Annotated in this window: 26 protein-coding genes and 3 riboswitches; of the genes, 7 read left to right on the top strand and 19 right to left on the bottom strand. The window is 41.8% G+C overall.

Features of this window, described 5'->3' with window-relative positions; translation table 11 throughout:
• Nucleotides 1–204: 204 nt before the first annotated feature.
• The 11 genes from AABM38_RS04735 to AABM38_RS04685 form a co-directional block, all read right to left on the bottom strand.
• Complete coding sequence (locus tag AABM38_RS04735; RefSeq protein ID WP_423409368.1) at nt 205–1,575, bottom strand: amino acid permease; 1,371 nt, start codon at nt 1,573–1,575, stop codon at nt 205–207.
• Between the two features lie 280 nt (nt 1,576–1,855).
• Nucleotides 1,856–2,686 (bottom strand): SPL family radical SAM protein, encoded by an 831-nt coding sequence (locus tag AABM38_RS04730; protein WP_423409367.1) that lies wholly within the window; start codon nt 2,684–2,686, stop codon nt 1,856–1,858.
• Nucleotides 2,687–2,963: 277 nt separating this feature from the next.
• A complete protein-coding gene (locus AABM38_RS04725; RefSeq protein ID WP_423409366.1) occupies nt 2,964–3,632 on the bottom strand; it encodes a class F sortase in 669 nt (222 codons plus the stop codon).
• A 58-nt stretch (nt 3,633–3,690) separates the two neighbouring features.
• Complete coding sequence (locus AABM38_RS04720) at nt 3,691–5,061, bottom strand: copper amine oxidase (protein ID WP_423409365.1); 1,371 nt, start codon at nt 5,059–5,061, stop codon at nt 3,691–3,693.
• A 113-nt stretch (nt 5,062–5,174) separates the two neighbouring features.
• The gene (locus AABM38_RS04715) at nt 5,175–5,915 is read right to left on the bottom strand and encodes an anti-sigma factor domain-containing protein (RefSeq protein WP_423409364.1); all 741 of its coding nucleotides are present in this window, start codon (nt 5,913–5,915) and stop codon (nt 5,175–5,177) included.
• A gap of 2 nt (nt 5,916–5,917) precedes the next feature.
• Complete coding sequence (locus AABM38_RS04710) at nt 5,918–6,478, bottom strand: RNA polymerase sigma factor (protein WP_423409363.1); 561 nt, start codon at nt 6,476–6,478, stop codon at nt 5,918–5,920.
• A gap of 317 nt (nt 6,479–6,795) precedes the next feature.
• The gene (locus tag AABM38_RS04705; protein WP_423410657.1) at nt 6,796–7,407 is read right to left on the bottom strand and encodes a protein kinase family protein; all 612 of its coding nucleotides are present in this window, start codon (nt 7,405–7,407) and stop codon (nt 6,796–6,798) included.
• Nucleotides 7,408–7,501: 94 nt separating this feature from the next.
• On the bottom strand, nt 7,502–7,897 hold the full coding sequence (locus AABM38_RS04700) for a sporulation protein (RefSeq protein WP_423409362.1): 396 nt from the start codon (nt 7,895–7,897) through the stop codon (nt 7,502–7,504).
• Nucleotides 7,898–7,924: 27 nt separating this feature from the next.
• A complete protein-coding gene (locus AABM38_RS04695) occupies nt 7,925–8,053 on the bottom strand; it encodes an FbpB family small basic protein (RefSeq protein WP_335375217.1) in 129 nt (42 codons plus the stop codon).
• A gap of 340 nt (nt 8,054–8,393) precedes the next feature.
• Nucleotides 8,394–9,659 (bottom strand): DUF5667 domain-containing protein, encoded by a 1,266-nt coding sequence (locus AABM38_RS04690; RefSeq protein ID WP_423409361.1) that lies wholly within the window; start codon nt 9,657–9,659, stop codon nt 8,394–8,396.
• Nucleotides 9,660–9,754: 95 nt separating this feature from the next.
• A riboswitch (cyclic di-GMP riboswitch) is annotated at nt 9,755–9,840 on the bottom strand.
• A gap of 72 nt (nt 9,841–9,912) precedes the next feature.
• Nucleotides 9,913–10,758: a pirin family protein gene (locus AABM38_RS04685; RefSeq protein WP_423409360.1), complete on the bottom strand. Its 846-nt coding sequence runs from the start codon at nt 10,756–10,758 to the stop codon at nt 9,913–9,915.
• A 349-nt stretch (nt 10,759–11,107) separates the two neighbouring features.
• On the opposite strand from AABM38_RS04685, the gene AABM38_RS04680 reads away from it, so the two are divergent.
• The 3 genes from AABM38_RS04680 to AABM38_RS04670 all read left to right on the top strand — a co-directional run bounded on the left by AABM38_RS04680 (nt 11,108) and on the right by AABM38_RS04670 (nt 12,386).
• On the top strand, nt 11,108–11,257 hold the full coding sequence (locus AABM38_RS04680; protein ID WP_335375220.1) for a hypothetical protein: 150 nt from the start codon (nt 11,108–11,110) through the stop codon (nt 11,255–11,257).
• 189 nt (nt 11,258–11,446) lie between these two features.
• Nucleotides 11,447–11,587 (top strand): hypothetical protein, encoded by a 141-nt coding sequence (locus AABM38_RS04675; protein ID WP_423409359.1) that lies wholly within the window; start codon nt 11,447–11,449, stop codon nt 11,585–11,587.
• Entirely contained in the window at nt 11,580–12,386 is an 807-nt protein-coding gene (locus AABM38_RS04670) for a protein phosphatase 2C domain-containing protein (RefSeq protein ID WP_423410656.1), read from the top strand. The genes AABM38_RS04675 and AABM38_RS04670 overlap by 8 nt, the downstream gene beginning before the upstream one ends.
• 210 nt (nt 12,387–12,596) lie before the next feature.
• On the opposite strand, the gene AABM38_RS04665 is transcribed toward AABM38_RS04670, so the two are convergent.
• Together AABM38_RS04665 and AABM38_RS04660 are read right to left on the bottom strand one after the other, a co-directional pair.
• Nucleotides 12,597–12,992, bottom strand: a complete 396-nt coding sequence (locus AABM38_RS04665; RefSeq protein ID WP_423409358.1) for a DsrE/DsrF/DrsH-like family protein — start codon at nt 12,990–12,992, stop codon at nt 12,597–12,599.
• Nucleotides 12,993–13,259: 267 nt separating this feature from the next.
• Nucleotides 13,260–13,724: a GNAT family N-acetyltransferase gene (locus AABM38_RS04660; protein WP_423409357.1), complete on the bottom strand. Its 465-nt coding sequence runs from the start codon at nt 13,722–13,724 to the stop codon at nt 13,260–13,262.
• Nucleotides 13,725–13,815: 91 nt separating this feature from the next.
• A riboswitch (PreQ1 riboswitch) is annotated at nt 13,816–13,860 on the top strand.
• A gap of 6 nt (nt 13,861–13,866) precedes the next feature.
• On the opposite strand from AABM38_RS04660, the gene AABM38_RS04655 reads away from it, so the two are divergent.
• Entirely contained in the window at nt 13,867–14,352 is a 486-nt protein-coding gene (locus AABM38_RS04655; protein WP_423409356.1) for a QueT transporter family protein, read from the top strand.
• A 77-nt stretch (nt 14,353–14,429) separates the two neighbouring features.
• Here the strand turns inward: AABM38_RS04655 and AABM38_RS04650 are convergent, their stop codons facing one another.
• Nucleotides 14,430–16,256 carry an APC family permease gene (locus AABM38_RS04650; protein WP_423409355.1) on the bottom strand — a complete coding sequence of 609 codons (1,827 nt, stop codon included), beginning with the start codon at nt 16,254–16,256 and terminating at the stop codon, nt 14,430–14,432.
• A gap of 153 nt (nt 16,257–16,409) precedes the next feature.
• A riboswitch (cyclic di-AMP (ydaO/yuaA leader) is annotated at nt 16,410–16,551 on the bottom strand.
• A 128-nt stretch (nt 16,552–16,679) separates the two neighbouring features.
• On the opposite strand from AABM38_RS04650, the gene AABM38_RS04645 reads away from it, so the two are divergent.
• On the top strand, nt 16,680–16,808 hold the full coding sequence (locus AABM38_RS04645; RefSeq protein ID WP_423409354.1) for a bacitracin ABC transporter ATP-binding protein: 129 nt from the start codon (nt 16,680–16,682) through the stop codon (nt 16,806–16,808).
• Between the two features lie 205 nt (nt 16,809–17,013).
• Here the strand turns inward: AABM38_RS04645 and AABM38_RS04640 are convergent, their stop codons facing one another.
• From AABM38_RS04640 to AABM38_RS04630, 3 genes are all read right to left on the bottom strand, one after another.
• Nucleotides 17,014–17,433 (bottom strand): NUDIX hydrolase, encoded by a 420-nt coding sequence (locus tag AABM38_RS04640; protein ID WP_423409353.1) that lies wholly within the window; start codon nt 17,431–17,433, stop codon nt 17,014–17,016.
• A gap of 37 nt (nt 17,434–17,470) precedes the next feature.
• Nucleotides 17,471–18,067 (bottom strand): LysE family translocator, encoded by a 597-nt coding sequence (locus tag AABM38_RS04635; RefSeq protein WP_423409352.1) that lies wholly within the window; start codon nt 18,065–18,067, stop codon nt 17,471–17,473.
• A gap of 198 nt (nt 18,068–18,265) precedes the next feature.
• Nucleotides 18,266–18,649: a MarR family transcriptional regulator gene (locus AABM38_RS04630; RefSeq protein WP_423409351.1), complete on the bottom strand. Its 384-nt coding sequence runs from the start codon at nt 18,647–18,649 to the stop codon at nt 18,266–18,268.
• A gap of 277 nt (nt 18,650–18,926) precedes the next feature.
• Here AABM38_RS04630 and AABM38_RS04625 point away from each other — a divergent pair, with 277 nt between their 5' ends.
• Nucleotides 18,927–20,345, top strand: coding sequence for a LysM peptidoglycan-binding domain-containing protein (locus tag AABM38_RS04625; RefSeq protein ID WP_423409350.1), 1,419 nt, complete (start codon nt 18,927–18,929; stop codon nt 20,343–20,345).
• Nucleotides 20,346–20,582: 237 nt separating this feature from the next.
• Here the strand turns inward: AABM38_RS04625 and AABM38_RS04620 are convergent, their stop codons facing one another.
• Together AABM38_RS04620 and AABM38_RS04615 are read right to left on the bottom strand one after the other, a co-directional pair.
• Nucleotides 20,583–21,683 (bottom strand): amidohydrolase, encoded by a 1,101-nt coding sequence (locus tag AABM38_RS04620; protein WP_423409349.1) that lies wholly within the window; start codon nt 21,681–21,683, stop codon nt 20,583–20,585.
• 78 nt (nt 21,684–21,761) lie between these two features.
• Entirely contained in the window at nt 21,762–22,520 is a 759-nt protein-coding gene (locus tag AABM38_RS04615; protein ID WP_423409348.1) for a 2-phosphosulfolactate phosphatase, read from the bottom strand.
• 307 nt (nt 22,521–22,827) lie between these two features.
• On the opposite strand from AABM38_RS04615, the gene AABM38_RS04610 reads away from it, so the two are divergent.
• Nucleotides 22,828–25,887 (top strand): efflux RND transporter permease subunit, encoded by a 3,060-nt coding sequence (locus AABM38_RS04610; RefSeq protein WP_423409347.1) that lies wholly within the window; start codon nt 22,828–22,830, stop codon nt 25,885–25,887.
• The last annotated feature ends 119 nt before the right edge of the window (nt 25,888–26,006 follow it).

Below are 26,006 nucleotides of genomic sequence, written 5' to 3'. Positions count from 1 at the left end.
CCAAATGTTCCAAGACGATATTTTACAATCTATGATTCAAAGGTCTATTTCATAAATACATTGTTATAATCCATCATAACTCAGGTTGAGAAATCAGGACAAGTTTTTAACCTTGCATGGTAAAAATTAAAATCCCCTAACCTTGTACACATAATGTCAAAGTTAAGGGATTTTTATAGATAGGATTTACATTCTCTTTTCTAATCAATTCAGCTTGCTGTTTCTATACCCGTACGTAAAGTAAATAATTAAACCTGCCACCAGCCAGATGAAAAAGCCTTTCCATGTAAAAGAAGAAAGCTGGAACATGAGATAGACACAAAAGATGACTGCCAGGGCAGGAATAACTGGAACCCAAGGAGTTCTAAAGCCGCGTTTTAATTCTGGCCGTGTTTTTCTGAGAACAGCAACTCCCAGGGAAACAGTCGCAAAGGCAAACAATGTCCCGATACTAGTCAGCTCTGCTAACTTATCCAAAGGAACAAATCCCGCAAGAAGAGCGACCAAGATCCCTGTAACCCATGTGCTTGCCAGTGGAACCTGGGTTTTTGGATGGACACTTGATAATCCTTTTGGAAGAAGACCATCCCTGCTTACGGCAAAAAACAGGCGCGATTGGCCAAACATCATAACGATAAGAACTGTAGTTATACCTACAATCGCTCCAAGGGAGATAAAACCAGCTGCCCAGTCCTGGCCAATAAATTGTAATGCAAAAGCCACAGGGTCCTTAACGTTTAACATATTAAAGGGAACCATCCCAGTTAGGATTAACGACACAGCGATATAAAGGATTGTACAAATCACCAAAGCAGAGATGATCCCAATTGGGAGATTCCTTTGAGGATTTTTTACTTCCTCGGCTGCTGTGGAGACAGCATCGAAACCAAAGTAAGCAAACACTACAACAGCAGCACCACTAACAACACCTGAAACTCCAAAAGGCATGAAAGGTTTCCAGTTAGCAGGCTCCACGTACCAAACTCCAATCGCAATGAAGAGCAGGACCACAGCTACCTTAATGACTACCATGATTGCATTAAACCTTGCAGATTCCTTTACTCCTCTTGAAAGCAAGAAAGTAACCAAGAGAACGATCATGATGGCTGGCACGTCGATGACCGTGCCCTTTGCCGGATCAAACGCACTCGTCAGGGCCGTTGGAAAATGGACGCCAAAGCCAGATAAAAGACTTTGGAAATAACCCGACCATCCGCTTGCTACAGCAGATGAGGCCAGTCCATACTCGAGGACTAAGTCCCATCCTAATATCCAGGCAAATACCTCACCGAAAGCAACATAGCTATATGTGTATGCACTCCCTGACTGTGGAATCATCGAAGCGAATTCGGAATAACATAATGCAGCAAACACGCAGGCCAATCCTGCAATTATAAAAGAAAGAATCAAGGCAGGCCCGGCGTACTTGGCAGCTGCTACTCCTGTCAGTACGAACACTCCGGTCCCAATTATTGCCCCGACGCCTAACATTGTTAAATCTAAGGCACCTAAAACTCTTTTGAGTGAATCATTCGACATGTCATTTCCAATATGTTTTTTACGCAATAAGTCCATAAACTCCTCCTGATGTAGAAATTTGTCGATTTTTGTTGATAAGACTTTTTTCATTTTACTAGCATATTATTTATTTGTAAAGATTAAAATATTCAGAAATTAAAAACGTTGTGAAATCCGGAACTACTTTGGTTGGATAACATCAGGAATATTATTCCCTAAATAATAAAATAGCTGCTAATCATTTATTGCGCGATTAGCAGCTTGATAAACATCATGATTGATATAGGTTACATGGAGTGGCAACCTCTACTAATTCGTTTGTCGCCCGCTATCCAGATCAATCTATACCTGGCATAAACCCTTTCTGTGATACCAGAACCTGTATGTCTCCATCTAATTCATCCTTCAGCATTTTCAAAACCACTTTATGTGCAGCAGGGTTATACCATTTTTCCATTCCCTCTTGCTCATAAATTTTGTGAATCCCTAGTTTCTCCGTACGCTTGCCTCCGCTCCCATCACCCATCCAAAAATCATCAAGTGTAACCCTGCTGGCCAAATGTTTAAGTTTTTTCGGAAATTCTCGTGTACAAGGTAACAATGGTGAAATGGTTGCCTGTGATAACACACCAGCATCAGTTATCTCCTTTAACGCATTCATCCGCGCAGGAATCGGAGGTGCCGATGGAGCAAAGGCTTTTCTGATTTCTTCTTTGTCCGTTTCTATCGTCATCGAAATTCTAATTTTGTTGCCGAATTGTTTGAATAGGTCGAGATCCCGCTTGACTAGCGGTGACCTTGTCTGGACGAACAGGAAGTCGGGCTGAACCTCAAGCATGACCTCAAGCAGGCTTCTTGTGAGCATGGTTTTTGCCTCGATTGGCTGATACGGATCTGTTGCGGAAGACATAAAAATGGTTACAGGGCCTTTTTTCTTTGCCTTGATGAGTTCTTTTCGCAACAATTCAGCTGCATTTGCTTTTATATCCACCCATGTGCCCCATTCCTCGTCCCGGAAAAGTGAAACTGGAAGCTGTCTCACATAACAATAACTGCAGCCAAATGCACAGCCAGCATACGGGTTGAGTGAATGAGAATACTCATTCAGCAGTCCCCGCCCCGGAGTCAGGATGCTTTTGGAAAGAATATCATTGATATTCAGCTTCAAGCTCTTCACCTGCCTTGAATTATTCTCCCTACATTATAGCTTTTGGATAGAAATAAAGAGGGGGCAGCATCCTAACCAACAGCTGGTAATTTATGTATTAACAAAAACTCACATAAAGTTCCAACACACTTTAACGTATTACCTCATTGGGGGTCAGACCCCCAGTACTTTAACGCGTTGCATTGGATAAATAATAAAGCTGCTTATCTTACAGGATAAGCAGCTTTATTATTTCATGAATGTGTTGGTTATTTACCTTCATAAAGCAAGCACCTTTTTATGGGAATCGCGATTTTAATGATGTATATACCACCAGTCTTTCTGAATGGTTCCCTGTTGTGCGATCGTAGATTCCTGTACAGGTAATTAGGTTTAAATTGCTTTGATAGGAGTAGTCAAAAATTTCATTTACTGGGGAAAGCTCGGTCGGATAACTTTTGACCCCCTTTACTTTATATGTCAGGCTCTTGCCTCTTTTATCGGAAATGATAACCTCATCGCCTTCTTTTAGTTTTTTTAGGTAAAAGAAAACAGCGGGTCCTTTTTTACTATCAACATGTCCCGCAAGGACAGCATTTCCGCGTTCTCCGGGTTTTGGTCCTCTCTCATACCAGCCAACCGTTTCAAAGGACTCCGGTACACCCATTTGCCCATTGTCCAATAAGCCTACGTTTTCGATTAATGTATCTACATCAATTGAAGGAATTTGAAGACGGTAGGGATCGATGCTCTTGATGCTCTCACTTATCACCTTGCCATTTGATGAAATGCTGTTGGCAGGCTGAGTCCCAGAAACCATTTGAGACGGAACACTTTCTTTCTCTTTTTCCTGCTGGCTCTTATTAAGCTCATTCCTGGCAGAAGCTTTCTTAATTGTTTCGCCATTAGCAGCATTGCAGCCTGACAAAAAGGCAATCATTATGATAATCGACCACCACGATTTCAACTTTATCACCTCTTTCTAAAACCATGGAAGAGAGGGGCGGGGACCCCTCATCTTTCATTTATTCCTGAGGATTCCTTTTAGTAGCACGAACAGTTACCGCTGACAGAATGATGAGTGAAACCATGGCAATCAGCAGCCATTGCATTGTACTTGAAATACCGCCAGCCTGCTCACTCGCACCTCCCATTCCTGTTTTCGGCATATCAGTTGGCATTTTTTCCTGAAACTTTTCAGGGTGTTGATCAACGATAGCACCTGATAATCCACCACCTACATCGAACATATGGGCATATGCTTCACGGACGTTTTCATAAGTGGTCGCATAATCCTTTTCTGTGTAGCTGTTGAATGCCTTCAATAATTCATCAATATGCATCTGCAGTCCAGCTTCCAGGTCTGCTGCTTTTAAACGGCCTTCAGTTGTGGCATCAAGGAATTTTGCCTGTTCAACCTTATATTCTTCCAACTCAGCAATTGCTTGTTTCTTTGCTGCTTCGTCTTTTGCTCCCGTCGCTTTTACATAATCCACGAAATATCCGATATGGCTGCCCCAAATTTCTTTAAATTGACCTCCAGCCTCTTCTCCATAGATTGATGCAACTGCTTTTGATAAATCCTCTGTATTTTGGTTTAACGCTGCAGCAGATGCTTCAAAATCTTTTGCACCGCTAATTCCTTTTTGCATCGCCAGAATTGCAAAAGCTGCATGCTCGGATAGAAGATAGTTTAAATCCGCGCGAAGGTCTGCAGCTGGGGTATCTACGCTCGTTTTTTCAAATTTGTCGGCAAACTGATCTGTAATGGCCCATGATAAGCCCTTGCCAGTTCCGAACATATGGTGCATGGAGTGGCGGAGATTTTCATATGTCTTTTCAAAATCACCCGCTTTGTAATTATCAAATGCCCATAGCAATTGTTCGATATGAACCTGTAATCCTTCTTCTAGCTCAGCGGCCTTCAGGCGGCTTTCTGTTGCTGTGTCCAAAAATGCTGCTTGCTTCACCTTATATTCCTCTAAATCTGCCAATGCCTGATCTTTTCCAGCCTGATCGTTTTTCGCAGTTGCGGTCACATAATTGACAAAGTAGCCAATATGACTGCTCCAGATTTCTTTAAATTGCTTTCCGCCTTCCTCTCCATATACTGACGCAACAGCATTAGATAAGTCTTCAGTGTTTTGGTTGAGAGCGCCAGCAGCTGCTTCAAAGTCCTCTGCACCATCAATCCCTTTTTGCATTGTTATTACCGCTAAATAAGCATGCTCAGACAATAATGCATCCAGTGTTGCTCTTAAATCCGAAGCAGGAGAAGTCACTGTCGGATGACTTTGTGCGTGATTTTCTCCGTCATGGGCACTGACGGTTGCCACCGTTGGGATTAATAAAGAAAAACTTAATGGGATAGCTAATACAGATTTTTTCCAATTCATAATTGAACATCTCCTTTTAAATGTTTTTTCACTTACCTAACGGAGACAGTTTTTATTTGGATCACTTTTTTTAGAAAAAAAACCGGCTGCTTTAAGAGCAGTCGGATTCCTTCTTATAATTTTGAGCTCAAAACGATTTGTCCCTCCGGAAGTTCATTTCCAGGCTGGGGTTCCAAGGTTATCGCTATCGTATCCCATTTTTTATTTTTGTCTGCCTTTATTTTATAAAAAGCAGCTCCACTCCCAGTAGTGTCTGGCACAAAAGAGCCTGCGGGAACAGGTTTACCGTCTTCTATCAGCCATACCTGATATACTTCGTTTCCTTCTATCGCTTTTAGCTTATCAGCTTGAACAATGACACTCATCTCGTCATTATAGGTGAGAATCGAAGCCTCTCCTGAGCCGAGAAAATTTTCACTTGGCTCCAATTGAACATTGTTTACAGCCTCTGCTAACTCTTTTCCAGGTTTCTCTTCATTCAATTTCATTAATGTGTATCCGTTCCCTAGCAGCGAAAGGAGCAATGTAGCTGCAAGCAATGGAGTCAACCAGGATTTCTTTTGCACTGCTGAAGGCTTGTTCACAGTCAGGTTTGTCCGCTCTGTTTTTGTGAGTTGAATATTTTCCGATTCTGCAGTCTCAAAAACATTTTCTAAAATCCTGTTTTTCATACTGGATGGAGGAGTTTTTGGTTCTGATAGATATGGAAGTTCTCCTGTAATTTCTACTAACTCTTTTAATTCTTCCCGACATTCTGGGCAACGCTCTAAATGTACCTCAAACCGCTCTTTTTCTGCTTCTGTTAAGCTACGATTAAAGTAATCGATTAGATGATCACAATTCATTTTCTCCATTTTCAGCCCCTCCTTTCATGCTCAAAAACAAGTGATTTTTTTAAATTCTTCAATGCCAGACGAATCCGGCTCTTTACTGTACCAAGGGGGATATTATAATCTTCGGATATTTTTTGCTGGGTATAACCTTTAAAGTACATCAATTGAATCATGCCTCTTTGTTCATCCGAAAGTTTAGAAACCGCTTCTTGGACCCTCACTTTTTCTTCATGCCACTCGGCTTTTTCCTCTACCGATTGATCATCACTTACCATATAATTTATATCATCTATAGGGACGGATGGTTTCACTTTTTTCTTGCGAATAATATCTATTGCCGAATTTCGTGCCATCGTGAACAGCCATGAAGTAAATTTACCTTTACTTTCATCGTATTCACCAGTCCCTCTCCAAATTTTTAAAAAGACCTCCTGCAAAGCTTCCTCTGCTAAATCATAATCCTGGGTCATTTTATAAAGAAATGAAAAGAGGATTTTTTCGTACCGATCATATAATGTTTCAAGCGCTTCTTTATTTTTAGCCTGGATGCTTTCATAAAGAACACCGTCGGGACTATTCCTCATAAATGGTCTCCTTTTCGTCAATTTACTACTATTATAACGGATTAAGTTTTATAGAAAAAAAAGGAATCGGCTGTGATCCCTTCAATATATAACGATAATAATTAATTTTTGGATTACATTTTGAAGAAAGCTGATTGTATTTTCCAGAAAAAATGAAACTAATATAATTTTATGTATTGTTTTAGGATGGGTCTTTGAAATTTTATCCAAATTCTAATTATAGCTTGGCAATTTTCAGGTGAGAATAAGAGGATTTAGATGCATCTGGCAGGGGAAAAGGTGATAGGCAGCTTCCAACAAACGCAAATGAAAATTAATTAATTAATTGATGGAAGCAGCCCTTTTTTATAAAAGAAAGCAACTAGATTCATTGCATACTGCGGTACTTTTTTCGGAAAGCGCTTATGCCTGTAAAACTTGTAAAAAGCTATTTTCAGGTCATCCCACTGAGAGCATTTTTTAGACTGTCGAAATCGTGCCACATCAATCAGCCGGACATCGCCTTCTGGAGTAACGATGATATTCCTTAAGTGGATGTCAGAGGGGTTCAGACCTTTTTCTCTTGCCAGCTGCAAGGCGTTGTCTACTTCCTTGATATGTTCACTAGCTATTGGGATCCCCTTTACCAAACAATTAAAGAGTGTCGTTCCCTGAACATAATCCATGACGAGATAATTCTTGCCTGATTCATGCATCGCAGGAAAGAATGGATTGCCCTTGAGTTCTTTATAAATCTCTGCTTCCTCAGCAGCAATCCTCTCAAATGGAGGAAAGAAAACCTTCAATACAAGATCCGTTCCACGAATCCTGAATGCAAACGCGCTCCGGCCCTCACCAATCAGCTGCAGCCTCTCATCCTTCTCCGACAGCACCACCCTTGAACCCTTCATCATATAAACAACACTATTTGCTAAATCACCATACCTCACCAATACAATTCCCTCCTCTCACAGGGCCTGCCCCCCGGCACTTTAACGCATTACCTTACTGGGGGTCTGACCCCCAGCGCTTTAATGTGTTAAATTATTTGTCTTTTACTACTTTGATCATGTCTTCGTCCCAACTTTCGACGCCTTGTTCGAAGGTTAGTTTTGTTTTGAAGTGATATGAGATTGCCTTGGTTGTGACGGGAACATCCAGGGGCAGCTTGAATGAAAACGGAACTTTATCTGCTTCTTCTGATCCTATCTTTGTTTCAACCTGAATGGCAGTTGTATCAATGACTTCTTCTGCACCAGTTTTTTCATCTACCATCACGAGGGTGCAGTCAATTTGCTTAAGATGCTGGTCAATCGTTCCGCCTTTAATTAAAAATTGGCCATTCACTGATTCTCCAGGCTTTAAAACATCCTTCTCCAATATAAGGTCAATTTGTGCCGACCCGACGCCAAGCAATGACATATACTTTCTTAATAACATCTGTGATCCTCCATTTTATTTAATGAGCTATTTCTTCGAATTAGCGTATTTCTCATCCAATCGCTTTTCAATCTTTTCCAGCACTTGCTGGTCCATTAAAAGCTCTTCCCTGTTCTTTTTGACCAATTCATTAAATCGCAGTTGTTTTTTCTTCATAATTGTCACACTCCAATACTAAATTTATGTGGCTTATTGTGAAAATGCCTTATCCGAAATAAAAAAACCTTCACCTACGACGGTGAAGGTTTTAAAACAAATAAAGACCTTCACCAATTTGGCAAAGGTCTTGCTAACAACGAATGAATGTTGCCAACAAAGCCGGGAGAAATCTCCGTAATGACGACCTTGTTGTAAAAGCTACTCCCCTTTAGGAGAACTATTTAAATTTATAACTACATCATACATGACATCGTTAAATTCGTCAAATTGAGAGGCTCAAACTGAAGTGTAAAACTCCAGTCCCTTTTAACCTTGATCCTTATAGGCTCAGGCCACTTTACTTTCCGTTCTTCTTATCATTGCCTTTGCCAGTACCTTCATCACTGCTTTTTTCTCCTTGCCCATCATCATCATCTTCTTTAGAATTATCGTTTTTCTTATCTTTAGCTTTCTTAGCTTCCTCTTGCTGCTTTTCCTCGTTCTTCTTAGCCTCTTCACGTTTCTTTTCTTCAGCCTTTTTCGCTTCTTCCTGTTTCTTCTCTTCTTCAGCTTTTTTAGCTGCTTCCTGCTTTTGTTCTTCTGCTTTCTTGGCAGCTGCCGCTTTTTGCTCTTCTGCCTTCTTAGCTGCTGCAGCTTTCTTTTCATCTGCTTTAACTGTTGCCGGCTGGGCAGCAGTCTTTTTCTCAGTGCTCTTTACTGTTTTTACTCCTACTGCTTGTACAGTCGTTTGTTCAACGGAAGCTGTTTCGGCAGTTTCACCTTCTGTTCCAGCATCTTCTGGCTGTTCTGATTCAGTTTCAGTGCCTTCTTCAACCGCGGCATCCCCATCCTCAGCTCCAACTTCACCGGACTCTGTTCCTTCTTCCGTCACTACATCTTCGGCTTCTTCCTCGTCAGAGACTTGTTTCTTTCCAGATGCGAGTCCTTTCATCTGCGAAGGATGAACGCCAAGCTGTTTGGCTGCTTGACCAAAGCCAACCTTTTCTTCTGTATAAATAGCAGAGATTTCCTCAACTGTTTTGCCTGAGGCTTCTGACAGCCAGAAAATCTGTGCGATTTGGCCGTATCCAAGATTCTGCTCACGAAGCTGAGTCACCATTTCCTGATCAAGGTCCTTGACCACATTCGCTACAACCTTAGCCTCTTCCACAGCTTCTTCCAGTTCTTCCTTTAGATCATCTTCTGCATTCTCAGCAAGGTCATCCTCGACTTCTGCAGTATCTGCCAATTCTTCAGTAAGTTCATCTGCACCTTCAGAATCGGTCTTATCTTCCACAATGACTTCCGTCACTTTTTCCTGTGCTTCCTCAAGTGCTGCTAAATAATCATCTAAAGCTTCTTGAACAAACTCATCCTTCTCTTCTTCCGACATCGCCGCTGCTTCTGCAAGTCTCTCGCTGGCAAAATCAAGCAGCAGCTGAGCTTCTTTCTCATCATTAAAGGTTACTAACAGCTTTAATTCCTCAAACAATTGGTCAAAGGTAAATAAAAACTGGTCTGGTGTTGTCCCCGGGTCAGTTGTTTCCATTACCTCATCTGCCGATACAGCTGTACCAAAGGTAAGTACCCCTGTTAAAACAGCTGTTGTTAAAAGTCTCTTCATCTTTTTTCCTCCATTTTAAAAGTTTGAATTAAAATCGATGAAAAATAAAAAAGTGCTGCCCGAAGAACAGCACACACACAACTGCTATGTGAATCTTCGGCAACTGGCTGGCATTGTCTGTCTGACATTAGCCCCTGTAGCTTTGCGTCCCCAGGTTTCCCTGGGTTTGCCTTTATCGGATTTTAATTCTACTATTATCATACTTTTTCGACAGAAAAAAAGAAATAGAAACTTTACATAATTCCCAGAATCTCTACTTCGCTTCTTCCCCGAATCTCCCTTCCTGGTAATCACGGTAAGCCTGACGGATTTCGTCCATTGAATTCATTACAAAAGGTCCGTAGGCAACGACCTCTTCCTTAATGGGTTTCCCTGAATAAACTAATACTTTTGAGCGTTTATTTGCCTTCAGCTGTAATCCGCTTAAGCCATCACCGCCATCGTTGAAGGTTAACGTCGCCGCTGTTGATTTTTTCAGGCTGGTTTCTCCGATACCTGCCATAAGGTCACCAGAAAGAACATATAGAAATGCATTGTACCCCTCTGGAAGCTCGTAAGTGAAGTCAGCTCCTTCAGATAAGCTTATTTCAGCAAGTGCAAAAGGCACTAATGGTTCAAGCGGTCCTTTTACCCCAGCGGTTTCGCCTGAGTACACCTTAACGGAGCCGCCTTTAAACTGGACGATTGGGGCGGTTTCAGAATACACATTCTGATAAGAGGTTTTTGTACTCTTTAGCTCTTTAGGAAGGTTCAGCCATAACTGCAGTGTATGAGCAATGTCGTCATCAACTGCCTCTTCTGCATGTCTCGCTCCAGACCCGGCATTCATATATTGAATATCCCCAGCCTCAAGAATGCTGTGCCCGCCGTGATTATCAATATGTTCAAGCCTTCCGTCTATCACATACGTTATCGTTTGAAAACCACGGTGTGGATGATCGGAAAATGTCCCGCGCTTGAACCAGTCCTCTGCCATCAGGATAAATGGATCCAATTCCCGCCATCTCTGTGGATTTAAAACAAGTCCCATTTGGACATGCGGAAAATCCTTTTCTTCATATTGTACTGTCCAATGATCTTTAATATCTCTTTGGAACATGATTTACCCCTCCTTTGTCGGCCCTGTCCGATTCTTTTTAGTAAACATCATGAGATAGCTAGCTTATTAACTCTTCCATCATATTATAATTTATATTGCTTACTTTTAGTAAGTTAAAGCATGATTGGTTGGTTGTTATAAAGAGTAATGATTAAATTCCAGCCTCCATATCTCAGCTCTCCGTTTTCTCTCTTTAGTAAAATCTATCTTATTCCAACAAATCAAAGTTCGGATAAATAGACTAATAATATAGTTCAAGATGTGGTCGACAATTCAAGTAAGTTTGTCTTCACAAAATAAAGGGTAGTTACTCTTTAAGCAACAATCAAATAATAAGGAGCTGTTATTCATGATACTAAAAAAGAAACTATTAGCAAGCGGGTTGGCACTAAGTGTGATTTTAGGCGGCCTTACAGCATGTGGGGATGGCGTTGACCAGGATAATGGCCCAAGTGATGGCGAACAGCAAGATGAAATGGATGATGAAAACGAAAATTAATAGTCTTATAAAATAAAAAATAAGCAGGGAGCTAAAATAATTATTTTAGCTCCCTGCTTATTTTATTAAGAACCATTGACATCACGTGTTTAAAACTCCCTGGTTTAGGGAGTTTTTTTATAATTATGATATCTTTTAAGCTTACATTATATTATAATTTTAGAAATATTTTGAAAAGGCGTGATTGTAGTGGAGGATTGTTTTGTTGGCAGCAAGCATGCTGGCGTGATTCAAATTTCTGGTTCGATTATCAATCAGCGTGTCAGCCATACTGTTTATGGTGTTTGGCACCCCATGAACCAAAAGGCGGTTTTATATGGATATGAATAAAGTTTATGATTTTAGCTGGGTAGGAAGCCAGAAGACTTTTGTCGATACCATAAGCATTGAACCATTTGGCCAAGTTGTTGTTGGCCGTTACGGAGGGAATTCCTCTGCAGGTCAATACAAGAATGAGGACGCCTGCTTGTTATGGATTGATGAAAAACAAGATTGGGAGTTTGTCATTCTTTTGGATGCCCATAATTCCGCCGAAAGCGCAGAATTGGTTGTCAAAACCTTTGAACATCGAAAAAATGAGATAAAAGATTGTTTATCTCTGCAGCCAGAGCAAGCATTCATAAGCCTGGAAAAAATGGTGCTAAACCTATTTCGCAGCAAAGAATTTATGGCTGAATGCAGTAGAGTTAAAGGAGAAACCGCCTGTTTGATTGCATCAAGGAAAGGCAGATACTGCTGGTGGTTCTCGGTTGGCGACTGTATTTTATATTTACATCATCCTGAGTTAGCCGCCTTCGGTCAGCATCAAGTAAATCAAAGGCAATTCTATGAGTGGATTGGACAGGTGAACACTTTTGAGATGCCGGTCCCCTGCTACAGCACGGGCAGAAAGGAACTGCGGCATGGCATTAACCATCTTTTGCTGACAACAGACGGTTTAATAGAATGCCCTGGGGAACGTTTCTCCAATCCGCAAGACATTTTCCAGGTTTTCTCGAATTCTTCTAATGTAGAAAGTGTAGGGACTTTATTAAAAGGAATTCAGGAAAACAATGTTCGTGATAGTACGACAATTGTGTCCTGGATGGTGAATGTAACCGAGAAAGCTACGTTGGCCAGCAATCAGTAAAATCTCATACATACAGGGGTTCATTCGGGTAAAAACATTTCAAGAAAAATAAAACGGCCTTTTCCCAATAGAATATGGGAAAAGGCCGCACATGAGATTGTTCTTTCGGTCTATTTTAAAGGATATGGGTACTCTGGTTCTGTTTTAACAAAGGTACCTCATTTTATTCTCGTTACAATAGCAACAAAGATTACAAAAAGAGTTAAAAACTTAGAAAGTCAAAGTAACATCTGCATCTGTTGCAAACTCTAGGAATGTTACAGCTCCGCCTACTTCAATTCCATCAACAAAAGCTTCTTTTTCAAGTCCCATTACATCCATTGTCATTTGGCAGCCAATGAACTTAACGCCCATTTCTACAGCCATTTCAACTAATTCTGGAATAGCAGGAACGTTGGCCTTGGCAAAACCTTCTGCAAAATGTTCTTTTCCTTCAGGCATCGGAAGCTGCTTGTATGCTTCCTTATGGATTAAATTCAAGCCTTCAAATGTAAAAAACACAGCTACTTCCTGATCAGTTGCAGCCGCCGCTGTTGCGATATTAAATACTTTATAAGCATCAAATAAGCCACCATTACTTGCGATAATTGCTACTTTTTTACTCATTATTATTCCTCCTTATATTTAAAAATCATTCCTGATATTATTCAGGGATAAATTTAGTCTTGATGAACCATTTATACCATTACCCCTATTGGTATAATGATAACCTAAAAAAGAAGTGAGGTCAATCCTGTTTTTGTGTCTGTTTCTCTGTTTTTCTGAAAATCCTGCTCAAGTAAGCGGCAGACTTAAACAAGAGTTTTGACAGGGATTTTTATTGCAAAACAATCATTCTGTGATCAAGCTGTGGTTCTAGGTTCGTTCATCCCGCTATTGAAGTTTTTTCGTCATAATAAAATTAATAAACTCCATTCCTCTTACCCGCTTGTTTTGCTTTTTCACCTCAACGTATCCTTTTGAAAGAAAAAAGTTCACGGCTGTCATGCTGGCTTCTGTAGTCAGCTCCTCATATCCCTTCAAGCATGCAACTGATTCCAGTTTTTTTAAAATCGCTGAACCAATGCCTCTCGCTTGATAGTTTTTATGTGTGTATAAGAGATCAATTTCCCTCTCGGAGTTAAGGTTCCCGAAACCTGCCAATACCCCATCCACCTCAGCTGCCAATGCAAAACTGTTTTTTAGCCTGCTGTCTAAACTTTCTATACTGGAAAAGCTATTAGCCCAGATTCCGCATTGCTCTTGTGTATAATCTCCGAGGTTAACACTTAGAATCGTTCCTTTGAACAATTTCAGTAATGCAGGGGCATCTGCCGTAGAATAGGATCTAATTTCCATTTGTGAAAACTCCTTTTCTTATTATTTTCGAACCCGAAAATTATATTGTGATAAGGTCTTTTATCCTATATAATTTTAAATTGACTTCATAACAAACGTGGTTCGTAACCATCCCACGTTAAAAAACTAGGAGAGATGAAGAATGAATACGAGAACGATTGTCCGGAACGGTATCCTCGCAGCATTATATATTGCCGTTTCTGCTATTATTCAGCCATTTGGCTTCACGAACGTCCAATTCCGTGTATCAGAAATGTTCAACCACTTGATTGTTTTCAATAAGAAATATTTTTATGGAATCGTATTAGGCGTATTTTTAACGAACCTGCTCTTTTCTCCGATGGTCGCTTATGACCTTGTTTTCGGAGTTGGCCAGTCTGTGATTTCATTGCTCGTTACAATTTTCACAGCAAAATATATTAAGAGCATTATCGTACGGATGGCCGTGAACACTTTGGTTTTCACCTTCACGATGTTCCTGATCGCCATTGAATTGAACCTTGCATTCCAATTGCCGTTCTGGTTCACCTGGCTGACAACAGCTGCCGGCGAATTAACAGTGATGGCAATCGGCATCCCCGTCATGCTCGCCATCCACAAGCGCGTGAATCTGGAAAAATTGGTTTAACTCTGTTTACGATAAACATGAAAAAAGCTTGGACATTTTTTCTGTCCAAGCTTTTTTATTGTCTCCTTAGACCTTTACTATTTTTTCAAATGATAAGGCACAGTGGTGACAATTACGTTTTTTCTATAAAGCAAGAATGAACGGATTAGCAAACTAGATTGGTTATGAAGGATATTATGCCAGCCTTTCTTAGGAATAAATTGTGGTATAATTACTGTAACCACATAGTTCGCTTCACTCGCTTTACGTTGCACAGTATCAACAAATTTCGTCAGCGGATTTATAATACTCCTGTAATGGGAGTGCAGTGTAACCAGTCTGATATCGGGCTGCCATTCATTCCATTTTTCTTCAAACTTCTTTTCCTCATCTCTTTCAAAAGCAACATAAACAGCAATAATCTGATCTGCAGATAGAGATTTTGCATAGTTTAGAGAGTTTTCTACTACATGAGTTATTCCTGCCACAGGGACAATAATGACATTCCCTTCAACTGCAAGAGCAGGTTCACAGGTTGTAATCCTTAGTTGATCGCCTACCGCGTTATAATGTTTTTTAATCCGATGGAACATAAGGATGATGAGCGGCAAAAAGATTAATACCGACCATACCTGAGCAAACTTTGTCAGGAAAAACATAAGCATGACAATAAAGCTAATGACAGCACCTGTAGAATTAATGATTAATTTGGTAACCCAGCCCTCGGGTTTTTCGCGAATCCATTTAACCATCATTCCTGTTTGTGACAAAGTGAATGGAATGAATACACCAACTGCATATAATGGAATTAAATGTTCTGTTTGCCCTTTAAAAAATACAATTAAAAGTATAGAAGCCAATGCCAGAATGATAATACCATTGGAGTATCCCAATCGATCGCCTCTGACTGTAAACATCCTTGGAATAAATTTATCTTTTGCAAGATTCACTGCCAGTAATGGGAAAGCTGTATATCCCGTATTCGCGGCTAGTATTAAGATTAACGCAGTTGTTCCCTGTATGAGGTAATACATTGCATTGCGTCCAAATGTTTCTTCGGCAATCTGTGATACAACTGTTACCTTTTCATTTGGCGCAATACCATAATAATAAGCCAGGTATACAATTCCCGAAAATAGCAAGGCAAGCAACGCACCCATAGCCGTTAGAGTTTTAGCTGCATTCTTTGGAGCAGGATCTTTGAAATTAGGGATCGCATTTGAAATGGCTTCTACTCCTGTTAATGCTGAACTGCCAGAAGCAAATGCTTTTAACAACAAGAATAATGTTAATCCGGCGACTGGAGTCCCGATAGGTTCATGGAGATTTCCCGAAATATCTCCAGTAACGATTTTGTAAACACCGGCACCGATTAAGATGAATAATGCTAACACAAATAAATAGACCGGATAAGCCAAGATGCTAGCTGATTCTGTAACTCCTCTAAGATTAAGAGTAGTAATAAACAGAACAAATATAATAGCAATAAGGACATTGTAATTATGCAATCCTGGAAAAGCAGATGTTAAGGCATCCGTACCTGCGGAGACACTTACAGCCACTGTCAATATGTAATCTACTAATAGTGAACCACCTGCAATCAGCCCTGGATTAACACCTAGGTTTTCTTTAGAAACCACATATGCTCCTCCACCGTGTGGGTAAGCAAAAATAATCTGCCTGTATGAAAGAATAAGTGCTGTCAATAATATTAAAACCCCGATCGCTATTGGTACCGAATACCAAAATGCCGCTGCACTGATTGTAAAAAGAACAATCAAAATTTGTTCGGGACCGTATGCAACTGAGGATAATGCGTCTGAAGAAAGAATCGCCAATGCTTTTGTTTTATTAAGTTTCTGTTCCCCTAATTCAGTTGATTTCAAGGGTCGGCCAATTAAAAACCTTTTTATCGATGAAATCATCGATCGTCACCGCCTAGTATTAATGAAGGTATGTTTCCCAGTTGCTTTCATAAATAATCTTCTTTTTTCCGTTTAAAAAGGCATAAAAAAATGCCCCAAGCCATTATTAATAGACCTGTAGACATCATAATTCCTGTGCCTTACAAGCTCCACCTTCCTTCTCATATAACGCCTGCGAGGTTAGCTGACGGATTCGGGCCATTGAGTAGCCCTTCCTATTAAGGATTCACCCCTGGATTACGTCTAATCCAATAATGGTTTCCCCGCACCATATGGGTTTCGGCGATTTAGAAAATTGAAACCGTTGATTATCATACTCCTGTGTTTTTAAAAAGTAAATATTTTTATCATGGCTTAGTAAATTGAATATGATTGTGTCATGTGTGCATTCTAGTAGTAATCCAGATAAATAGGAGGATTAACATGTATAAAGAAAATGAACCCTTACTATCTGATGAATTTTTAGATAAGCTTACCGAGGAAATTAACCAGCTATACGGCGGTCCTGACTTTGAAGAAGTTAATCATATTAAGGATAATGATAATAAATAATTTTCCACATTGATATCATACGGCATTAAAAAAAGCTGCCAGGGTGGTCATGACCACCCTGGCAGCTTTTTTTAGTAGTTATGAGAATATTAATTTAACCCCTCGGCAGGTTTTTAAAAGCAATACCAGACGCCAAATTCATATAAAATAAAATAGAGCGCTAGCATCGGGGAGGCTGTCGCTATAATGGATATTCATCCCTCTATTACCTTAAGGCATTTTCTTTCAATAGATTTAGAAGAAACTCCCGATCCTCCGGGAAACCAAAATCCGCTTCTACCATCCCAGCTACTTTTTTCCACGCTACCTCATGGATCAGTCCGTCCGGATCCTGAATCCGCGATTCGCCACCTGTTATCATCACTTCAAAATATTGGAGCTTAATATCAACCCCAAAAGACTTACCTGTTTTTATGTATAATGGCTTGACGATTTCGACTTCATATCCCGTTTCCTCAAACACTTCCCTTATGCAGCATTCTTCAGAAGTTTCATTCAGCTCTGTCCCACCTGCAGGAATTGCCCAAAGCTTTTCTTCCTCTTCTTTTCCCTGCCGGACCATCAGCACTTCCCCGTGTTCATTCATACAGACTCCAGCAGCACCTACCCAAAGACCCACACCCATCCCCCCTATATTTTTAATGGCTTCTCCACTAAAGACCTTATTTTACAAACGCTAAAATCCCCAGTGCAATGATCAGCAAACCAGCAATCTTATTGACCAGACCTAAATGTGGAGTGATCTTATTATTAAAAAAGCTGACGATGAAGCTGAGCATTACCCACCATAACGCCGCACCAAAAAATACGCCGCCAATCAGCGTTACAGCAGTCAAACCTTTATCTGAACCCTGATCAAATCCCAGCCCGGCAAACATCGCGGTAAAATTGAGAATAGTGACCGGATTTGTAATCATCAATAATAATGTAGATAGATACATGCCCACAAGGCTTTCACCCTGCAGATTTGCTGCTTTACTGGCAGGTTTTTTAAAAAATGTCTTTACCCCCAGGTAAAATAAAAACGCAGATCCGATCAGCTTTAATAGAACCTGTTGCTCAATCAAAAATGCCGATACCACCGAAAAACCGAATGCGGCGATACTCGCATAAATAATATTCGCCGTCACAGCTCCAAATCCTGTCAGGATACCTGCCGTTTTCCCTCTGGAGAGGACTCTTTGAATACAAAGCAACCCGATCGGCCCAACGGGAGCTGATACTGAAAAACCAAGGATGATACTTTTTAGCAATAACATTCTTAATAAATCCTTTCGACAGAGGCATTTCCACAAGCCGTGGTGAGTTACTTAACTCCTTTTTACCTCATGCATTTACTTATCCACATTCCTGTACAGCTTACCCATATTTGCTGGTACAAATAGGATGTGTATAACCCATCGGTATTTCTATTGATTCCTATTGATTTTGAGCATGAATGGAATGATATATAGTTGTCAAAAAAACCTTGCCCGTGTCTGTTGAAGCTTCTCCTTGAATTCAAAGAGAAACTTCTTTCGTTCCTCGTAATCCTGCTTGTCGCCTTCTTCCCACAATTCAAGATCCGCCCCTTTATCAATCAGCTCGATTGCCTTCTTTTTAATCCCAACCGTCAATGATCTATGCCTCATTTGAAGGGCTGCAAGTGAAATATATAGAATCGATTCATCAGGCTGACGCTCCATGTCATCATCATAATCGTCAAACTCCTCGAGCCACGATTTCAAGATGATTTTCGCCGCTTTGCGCGGACTCATCCCTTCATCAAGAAGATCGTTCCATTCATCCTGGATATCACATGCCAAATCATCTTCCCACAGCTCTGTTCCCCATGCTCCCATCGTGTCCACTCCTTATACATTTTGTTATAACGGCACTTGCTTCTCCATTATTTTACTCCATATGGAATTGTGAGTCCTTGTTAATTTTTATAAAAATGCAGCGCAATTTAGAAGAGTCTATCTCCAGATGATTACTGAACAATTTGTTTATACCTTTTCTTTTATAAAATGCTGCATCCTTTAAAGAAAAGAACGCTAATAAACGGGCTCCTCCCAACATATAATTTATTTTTCCCTCATACCTTATTGTAGGACTTTTTCCCAGGGGAGGTTCATTATGTTCATTCATGTTGTCCAAAGAGGAGAGTCATTATGGCAGATTGCGAGCCGTTATCAAGTGACCATCACGCAAATTACAGAAATCAACGGATTGGAAAACCCAAATCAACTGGTCGTTGGCCAGGCCTTGATCATTCCATCATATGATGTATACCATACGGTCAGATCGGGAGAAGCGCTTTGGTCAATCGCAAAGCGTTACGGCACGACGGCTGACGCGATCGTCAGGGCGAATGGGATCACCAATCCAGCACTAATTTATCCAGGTACCGTGCTGCGGATTCCCGCAATCCGGCACACTGTACAATCTGGGGAGGCGCTCTGGCAGATTGGCCAGCGCTATGGTGTTACGGTTCAATCGATCATCAGGGCCAATCAAATTCAGAATCCAAACGTACTGTATCCAGGAACGATCCTCATCATCCCGAGGCCGAAGCCAACGATTGAATCGAACGCCTTCACCTACCATTCCGATGAAAAAGCGGTGGAGTATGTCGGTGAAGTGGCCGACCTGTTGACCTACATTGCGCCTTTTGCCTATGTCATTCAGCCGGACGGTTCGCTCGTCCTGTATATGAAGGATGACACCGATGCCATCCAGACAGGACTTGCAAAAGGAGCATTGCCGATGATGTCGATCACCAATTTTACCGCCACCGAAACAGGGCATAACATTGCACATGAAGTACTCGCTAGCGAAGAGCACCGCGGGAAGCTTCTGGACAATATTCTTTCCGTCATGCGTGAAAAAGGCTATCGCGGTTTGAATATTGATTTCGAAAATGTATTGGCTGCTGACCGCGAGCTTTACAATTCATTCCTTCAGGCAGCCGTAAATGCCCTGCATAAGGAAGGGTATTTCGTGTCAACATCTCTAGCGCCAAAAATCAGCGCTGACCAGAAGGGACTGTTATATGAAGCTCATGATTATCAAGCCCATGGCAGAATTGCAGACTTCGTCGTGCTGATGACGTATGAATGGGGCTATCGCTTCGGACCGCCGCGTGCCGTTTCACCATTGAACGAAATCACCCGTGTACTTGACTACGCTGTTACTGTCATCCCAAGGAACAAAATCCTGATGGGCTTCCAGCTGTACGCCCGTGACTGGGTCATCCCTCACGTTGAAGGCCAGGAAGCAGAAACATACAGCCCTCAGGAAGCTGTCAGCCGAGCGATCAAATACGGCGCAGCGATTCAATATGATTCAGCTGCTGCATCGCCTTTCTTCCGCTATACAGATGAACAAGGCCGAGGACACGAAGTCTGGTTCGAGGATGCCCGAAGTGCCCAGGCAAAATTTGATACCATCAAACAATACAACCTTCGAGGAGTAAGCTACTGGGTTTTGGGCTATCCATTCCCGCAGAATTGGACTTTGCTTGAGGACAATTTTAATATAAAAAAATTAACGTAAAATAGTGCCTGGCGGCTTTGCCAGGCACTATTTCTTATTTGGTGATTCCAACTGCAACAGCCAGATACTCGTTTTATTAGGCCGATCTGTACATTCGGTCCCCTCTGCTCTGGGAATTAAGATCTTAACCAGCTTCACGACTTATTCACTTCATTTTCTGCATGGTCCCCGGAGTTAAGCTCTTATTATTTTCTGATGTTCTTCGGATTCACCAACAGTTTCTGCCTCTTTCCCGATCTACGCTCTTAAAATCGTTTCCGCCAGCACCTTCGCTCCTATGTTAAGAGCGGAATGATCAAAACTCATTTTTGGGTGGTGGAGGCCTGGTGCAAGATTTGCTCCTACTCCAATCATTGTTGCCTTCAATTCCGGCTGCTTCACTGTATAATAATGAAAATCATCACTGCCTGATGTAACGACAGGAGCTGCAAGAGAGTCCTTTCCTATGGATTCAATAATTCCCTCAGCAGCAATCGCTTCTGCTTCAGATGACACTTCTGCACCAGGAGCTAAATCGAGCCAGTTCCATAAGATTTCGACTCCGTAAAGCTTTTGCAGTCCTAACAGTTTTTCTTCTATTGATTCTTGCAGCTGCTGCAATACATGATTTTTCTGGGCTCTCACGTCAATCGCAAACTCAGCATTGCCTGGTATGATATTTAAATTATCCCCGCCTGCGATGATTTTCGTCAGTTTAGCAGAATGAGGCTCGAATGGCGAAACATAGATTGATTTCAACATCTGCTGCAGGGCAACGATTACGTCGATTGCATTTTTTCCTTGATGCGGCCTCGCCCCATGGGCATCGACTCCGATAACTTTGCCTTCAAGGAAGGTGCCTGCGCCATGATGGATGGACGGAGCAACCTTGCCTAATGGGAGTTCTTCCACAGGACGAAGATGGACGCCGAACAAATGGGTGACATCCTGAATGGCACCGCGCTCGATCATCGAAATAGCTCCATTGCCCTTTTCTTCTGCTGGCTGGAAAATAAACCGGATTCTCTTAGATGGCTTTTTTTCCATTATATAGAGCATTGCTCCGAGCACCATCGACATATTAGCGTCATGTCCGCAGGAATGGTTTGCCTTCCATACACCATTCACTTCCTGCCACAAAGCATCAATATCAGCCCTGACGGCAATGACTTCCTCACCTGTTCCAACCTCGGCCACCAATCCTGTCACATCGTCGAACCTTTTATACGGGACTCCTAACTCATCAAGGATTTCAGCTATCTTCTCTGTTGTTTTAAATTCCTTCCAGCTTACCTCTGGATATGTATGAAAATGGTCGAACCATTCGAATATACGAGCTTCAATTAAACTATGATCCAAGCTGTCCACTCCTGTTCTGATTTTAAAACCTATTATAATCCCAAACTCCTTGTATTCCTATGAATTTTAGAGGTTCTTTTATTTATCAATGGTCCATGCTTTGAAGTGGGCATCTGCTAAAATAGGAACTGCTTCTGTTATATCCAGTCTTGCGCAGTGGAGGACATCGTTCTCATAACCACGTTCGCGCAATTCTCGTCCGCTGCCGCAATCCCAGATAAGCTGAGATAATTTTTCCTTCGTCCCATTAAAGGCAGCAATACAAACTTGAGCTTCAGGCGATTTTTCACCTTCCAATTTGGAGAGAATGGCTCCTGCTCCCAGGTAATCCTCGATGGAAGGCCGCAGCCTGTCTTCATTTTCCCTTACATCATTCCACATTTCACCGCTTGGCACGACCGTGATTGCCGCTCCTGACACTTGTTTTATTTTATTAGCTGCCGACGCGACAGCTGAGGCATTGAGCAATGAGCCGATCAGCAGAGCCGGAACCTTTGAAGCGATCCAGGTACAATAGGCACCATTAAGCGACGATAATACATAACTGTTATTTCGATGGTCATTGTTGAAGGTTACTGGAGACAATGTAGGCTTCCCAGCCCGTGCTGCTTCAGCCCTGCCTAAAATATATTCAGCACCAACGCTTTCGGCATAACTTTTCCCATCAAGGTCTGGAGGATAAGGATAGATTACTGCCCCGACATTCAAAGCTGAAACAACCGTTGAGGAAAAACTAAGGACATCTACAACAATGACAATGTCCCCACGTTCTGCAGCTTCACGCGCCCCTCGCCTTCCCCACTCCACCCGGCACTCAAACGGAGATTGGTCAAACATAAAATCACCTCAAATTTTTTTTATGGAAGACTATATATTCTCGATTTATATACCTATTCCTTCTAAGCCTTAAGTCTTATACGAAAATCTGTCTCTGGCTCATTATGAAACTTCCTTTCTAGGGATAAAATGGAAACATCTTAAAGGAATGTTAAATAAATCTAATTTTAACCTGTGGTCCATTACTTGCGTAGGTATTCATATTCTTGGCTCTGTTATATACCTGTTGATTTTCGTTCCAGGGTTTCGAATGCATAAATTAGAATTTTTTTACATTCCTATTTCACGATAATATCAGGAGGATTTTATGGGATTATTAAAATTTATTGTGCAAAGAAAAATCTTGATCAGTTTAATGGTTGTATTAGTTTTGTTGATTGGCAGCTTTGCAGTTTTTAAACTCGATAAGGAGCTGCTTCCTTCCATGGAAATGGACGGTGCATATGTTGAAATCAACGCCGGTGAAATGCCTGCTATTGAAGTTGAACGTACCATAACGACCCCTCTCGAAAAAAAGATCCTTGGTCTTGAGGGCGTTGAAGATATCGAGACGACCAGCAGCATCGGCCGCAGCTCCTTCCAGCTGACATTTGAGCGGGGACGCGGGGAAGACTTATTCAAGGAAGTAGAATCGATCGTCAATTCCTCTACTGCTGAACTTCCTGGAGTGAAGGATGTTGCAGCAGGGCAGTATGGCACAAGCCAGAGCTATGAATTTTTCATGGATGTTTCTGGTACCGATATGGAGAAAATGACTGCTTTTGCTAAGGATGTTCTTGAACCTAGGTTAGAAGATTTACCTGAAGTTCGAGATGTTTCTATAAGCGGGATTGTTGAACATGAGGTTTCGATTGAACTGAACCGAGATGAGATTGTGAAAAAGGGACTGGATGTCCAGCAAGTAATCGACGCCATCCAGCAGGTAAATACGGAAGCAACTATTGGCCAGTTAAGTGATGAAAATAATTCACCCTCAGTAAGATGGGATACAAAGCTGGCTTCGGTTGAAGATGTAAAAGAACTAAAAATCCCGACGGCGGCAGGTTTTGTTAAGTTAGCTGATCTTGCAGAGGTCTCAATAAAACCAGTTGAAAGCTCGTCTTCTGTTTGGAAAAATGGATCGAAGGATTTCGTCTTCGTCCAGGTTGGCCGTGTATCGGATGCCACTCAGATTGAGATGGCCGAAGCAGTCCGTGCTGAAATTAAGAAAATCCGTGAAGATAATCTGGTTAAAGGCTTTGAATTGAATGAAATGGTGGCGCAAGCTGATTACGTAAAGGAATCGATCGACGGAGTGACGAGTAATATCCTGATCGGGGGAGCGATTGCGGTTGTCGTCCTTCTGCTGTTTTTGAAAAATATCCGCGCTACATTGATTGTGGGCTTGTCGATTCCTACATCTGTATTGCTTACTTTTGCAGCGATGTGGATGTTTGGCTACAGCTTCAACATTTTAACTTTGATTGGTCTTGGACTTGGAATCGGGATGATGGTGGACTCATCGATTGTTATTCTTGAATCCATTTACCGAAAAAAAGAAACTGGATTATCAAATTTTGATGCTGTGATCGAAGGAACAAAGGAAGTTTCTGCAGCTGTAATTGCATCCATGCTGACAACAATTGTTGTGTTCCTTCCAATCGGCTTGCTTGGCGGCGAAATGGGCAAGTTCATGATCATGCTGTCCGCCGTCGTTGCCATTACATTGATTAGCTCAGTGATCGTCGCTTTTACCCTGATTCCTTCATTATCAGAGAAATTCTTAAAGCTGAAGAAGCAGGACAAAGCCAAAAAGGACGGCCCATTGCTTCGTGTTTACAGCCGTGCAGTCTCTTGGACAATCAAGAAAAAGCGTTACAGCTTTGCGGTCATCGGGTTATTTTTCCTCATGTTCGCAGGCTCGCTGCTGCTGGTGACAAAAATCCCAATGACCATCATGCCGGATATGATGAACCGCTATGCTGAGATCATGGTCAATCTGGAGAACGGTTTAACAGTTGAAGACAAAGAAGAAATCGTCAAAGAGATCAGCAGGTCGCTGGAGGCGGTCACAGACGTCGAAACCAATTATGTCATGGATAATGGAAGCATGATGTACACAATCATTAACATGACAAAAGGCGACGATATTACGAAGGACCAAAAAGAGGTGAATGAAGAAATCTTTAAAGCCTTGCGGAGTCTTGAGGAAAAATTGCCGATTAAGAGCGTCCAATCTGCGATGTCCTCTGGCGGAGGGTACCCAGTCCAGGTGAACATCACTGGTGAGGATTTTAAAGAACTGCAATCCATTTCTGATGGATTCATAAAAGAGCTTAAAGAAATTGATGGGATTGTCGGTGTCGAAAATTCAATTGAACGAACTTCAGTTGAACAGGTCGTACAATTGAATGAAGCCGAAATGGAAAAAGCTGGTTTATCCCAGATGCAAATCAAGCAATATATTGAGCAGGCCTTTTTACAAATGCCGTTAGGAGAAATGAAGATTGATGAGGAGAATGTTCCTTTAACAGTGAAGTGGGACGAAAAGACAGCCACAAATTCGGCTCTTTTGAACATGAAGGTGCCTACTTCAAGTGGAGAACAAAAATTATCGTCGTTCATTACCCTGAAGAGTGAAGAGAACCCAAATCAAATCACGCATAGAGATGGCGATCGCTTTGTCTCGATTTCAGCTGATATTGAAGGAAAGGATCTCGGAGCGATCAACCGCGAAGTCCAGAAACTGATGGATCGATACGATGTTCCTGCAGGCTATAGCATTTCTCCAGCTGGAGACCTTGAGGCGCAGCAGGAATTGGTGCAGGATATGATCTTGATACTGGCTATATCCATCTTCCTCGTATACTTTGTCATGGCTGTCCAGTTTAATCACTTCGGACACCCGCTGATTGTTATGTCCGTCATCCCAATGACAATCGTTGGAGTTATTCTTGGATTGTTCCTGACGCAGCGTGAACTAAGCGTGATGTCAGGCATGGGCATCATCATGCTGATCGGAATCGTCCTGAACAACGCAATCTTGCTGATTGACCGCACGAACCAGCTTAGAAATGAAGGCTATAGTGTACAGGAAGCACTTGTTGAAGCTGGCAAAAACCGCATCCGTCCTATCCTGATGACCACTTTGACAACAGTAGGCGGCATGCTTCCATTAGCATTGGCCGCAGGAGGATCAGGCAATTACCAGGCACCAATGGCCACGGCCATTATCGCCGGCTTGAGCTTTGCAACCCTGATCACCCTTCTGCTCATCCCAGCCGTCTACCGCATCTTCACAAGAAGCAGCGTCAAACGCAGCTGGTTGAGCAGAAAAGCCAACAAAAGCAAGAGTACGGCCACACCAGTACCAGAAGCACTAAGCTAAATAGGCGAAATACTAACATCAATTAACGCATCACCGTACTGGGGGTCAGACCCCCAGTACGGTGATGCGTTGATGCGCCGGGGATCCGACCCCCGGCGCGGTGGTGTGATAAAGCAGAT

The sequence above is a fragment of the Heyndrickxia sp. MSNUG genome, from assembly GCF_049532715.1.
Classification (GTDB): domain Bacteria; phylum Bacillota; class Bacilli; order Bacillales; family Cytobacillaceae; genus Mesobacillus.
Note: the sequence above shows the minus strand (reverse complement) of the source record. Positions and strands in the feature narration are given on the sequence as shown.

Bases quoted from the DNA above. Each gene is read 5' to 3' on its own strand.
- AABM38_RS04650 (WP_423409355.1), bottom strand. From the start codon at position 16,256: ATGATTTCATCGATAAAAAGGTTTTTAATTGGCCGACCCTTGAAATCA.
- AABM38_RS04610 (WP_423409347.1), top strand. From the start codon at position 22,828: ATGGGATTATTAAAATTTATTGTGCAAAGAAAAATCTTGATCAGTTTA.
- AABM38_RS04630 (WP_423409351.1), bottom strand. From the start codon at position 18,649: ATGGGAGCATGGGGAACAGAGCTGTGGGAAGATGATTTGGCATGTGAT.
- AABM38_RS04715 (WP_423409364.1), bottom strand. From the start codon at position 5,915: ATGGAGAAAATGAATTGTGATCATCTAATCGATTACTTTAATCGTAGC.
- AABM38_RS04690 (WP_423409361.1), bottom strand. From the start codon at position 9,659: ATGAAGAGACTTTTAACAACAGCTGTTTTAACAGGGGTACTTACCTTT.
- AABM38_RS04720 (WP_423409365.1), bottom strand. From the start codon at position 5,061: ATGAATTGGAAAAAATCTGTATTAGCTATCCCATTAAGTTTTTCTTTA.
- AABM38_RS04625 (WP_423409350.1), top strand. From the start codon at position 18,927: ATGTTCATTCATGTTGTCCAAAGAGGAGAGTCATTATGGCAGATTGCG.
- AABM38_RS04700 (WP_423409362.1), bottom strand. From the start codon at position 7,897: ATGTTATTAAGAAAGTATATGTCATTGCTTGGCGTCGGGTCGGCACAA.
- AABM38_RS04695 (WP_335375217.1), bottom strand. From the start codon at position 8,053: ATGAAGAAAAAACAACTGCGATTTAATGAATTGGTCAAAAAGAACAGG.
- AABM38_RS04645 (WP_423409354.1), top strand. From the start codon at position 16,680: ATGTATAAAGAAAATGAACCCTTACTATCTGATGAATTTTTAGATAAG.
- AABM38_RS04670 (WP_423410656.1), top strand. From the start codon at position 11,580: ATGAATAAAGTTTATGATTTTAGCTGGGTAGGAAGCCAGAAGACTTTT.
- AABM38_RS04680 (WP_335375220.1), top strand. From the start codon at position 11,108: ATGATACTAAAAAAGAAACTATTAGCAAGCGGGTTGGCACTAAGTGTG.
- AABM38_RS04660 (WP_423409357.1), bottom strand. From the start codon at position 13,724: ATGGAAATTAGATCCTATTCTACGGCAGATGCCCCTGCATTACTGAAA.
- AABM38_RS04710 (WP_423409363.1), bottom strand. From the start codon at position 6,478: ATGAGGAATAGTCCCGACGGTGTTCTTTATGAAAGCATCCAGGCTAAA.
- AABM38_RS04735 (WP_423409368.1), bottom strand. From the start codon at position 1,575: ATGGACTTATTGCGTAAAAAACATATTGGAAATGACATGTCGAATGAT.
- AABM38_RS04665 (WP_423409358.1), bottom strand. From the start codon at position 12,992: ATGAGTAAAAAAGTAGCAATTATCGCAAGTAATGGTGGCTTATTTGAT.
- AABM38_RS04635 (WP_423409352.1), bottom strand. From the start codon at position 18,067: ATGTTATTGCTAAAAAGTATCATCCTTGGTTTTTCAGTATCAGCTCCC.
- AABM38_RS04615 (WP_423409348.1), bottom strand. From the start codon at position 22,520: ATGTTTGACCAATCTCCGTTTGAGTGCCGGGTGGAGTGGGGAAGGCGA.
- AABM38_RS04655 (WP_423409356.1), top strand. From the start codon at position 13,867: ATGAATACGAGAACGATTGTCCGGAACGGTATCCTCGCAGCATTATAT.
- AABM38_RS04640 (WP_423409353.1), bottom strand. From the start codon at position 17,433: ATGGGTGTGGGTCTTTGGGTAGGTGCTGCTGGAGTCTGTATGAATGAA.
- AABM38_RS04685 (WP_423409360.1), bottom strand. From the start codon at position 10,758: ATGTTCCAAAGAGATATTAAAGATCATTGGACAGTACAATATGAAGAA.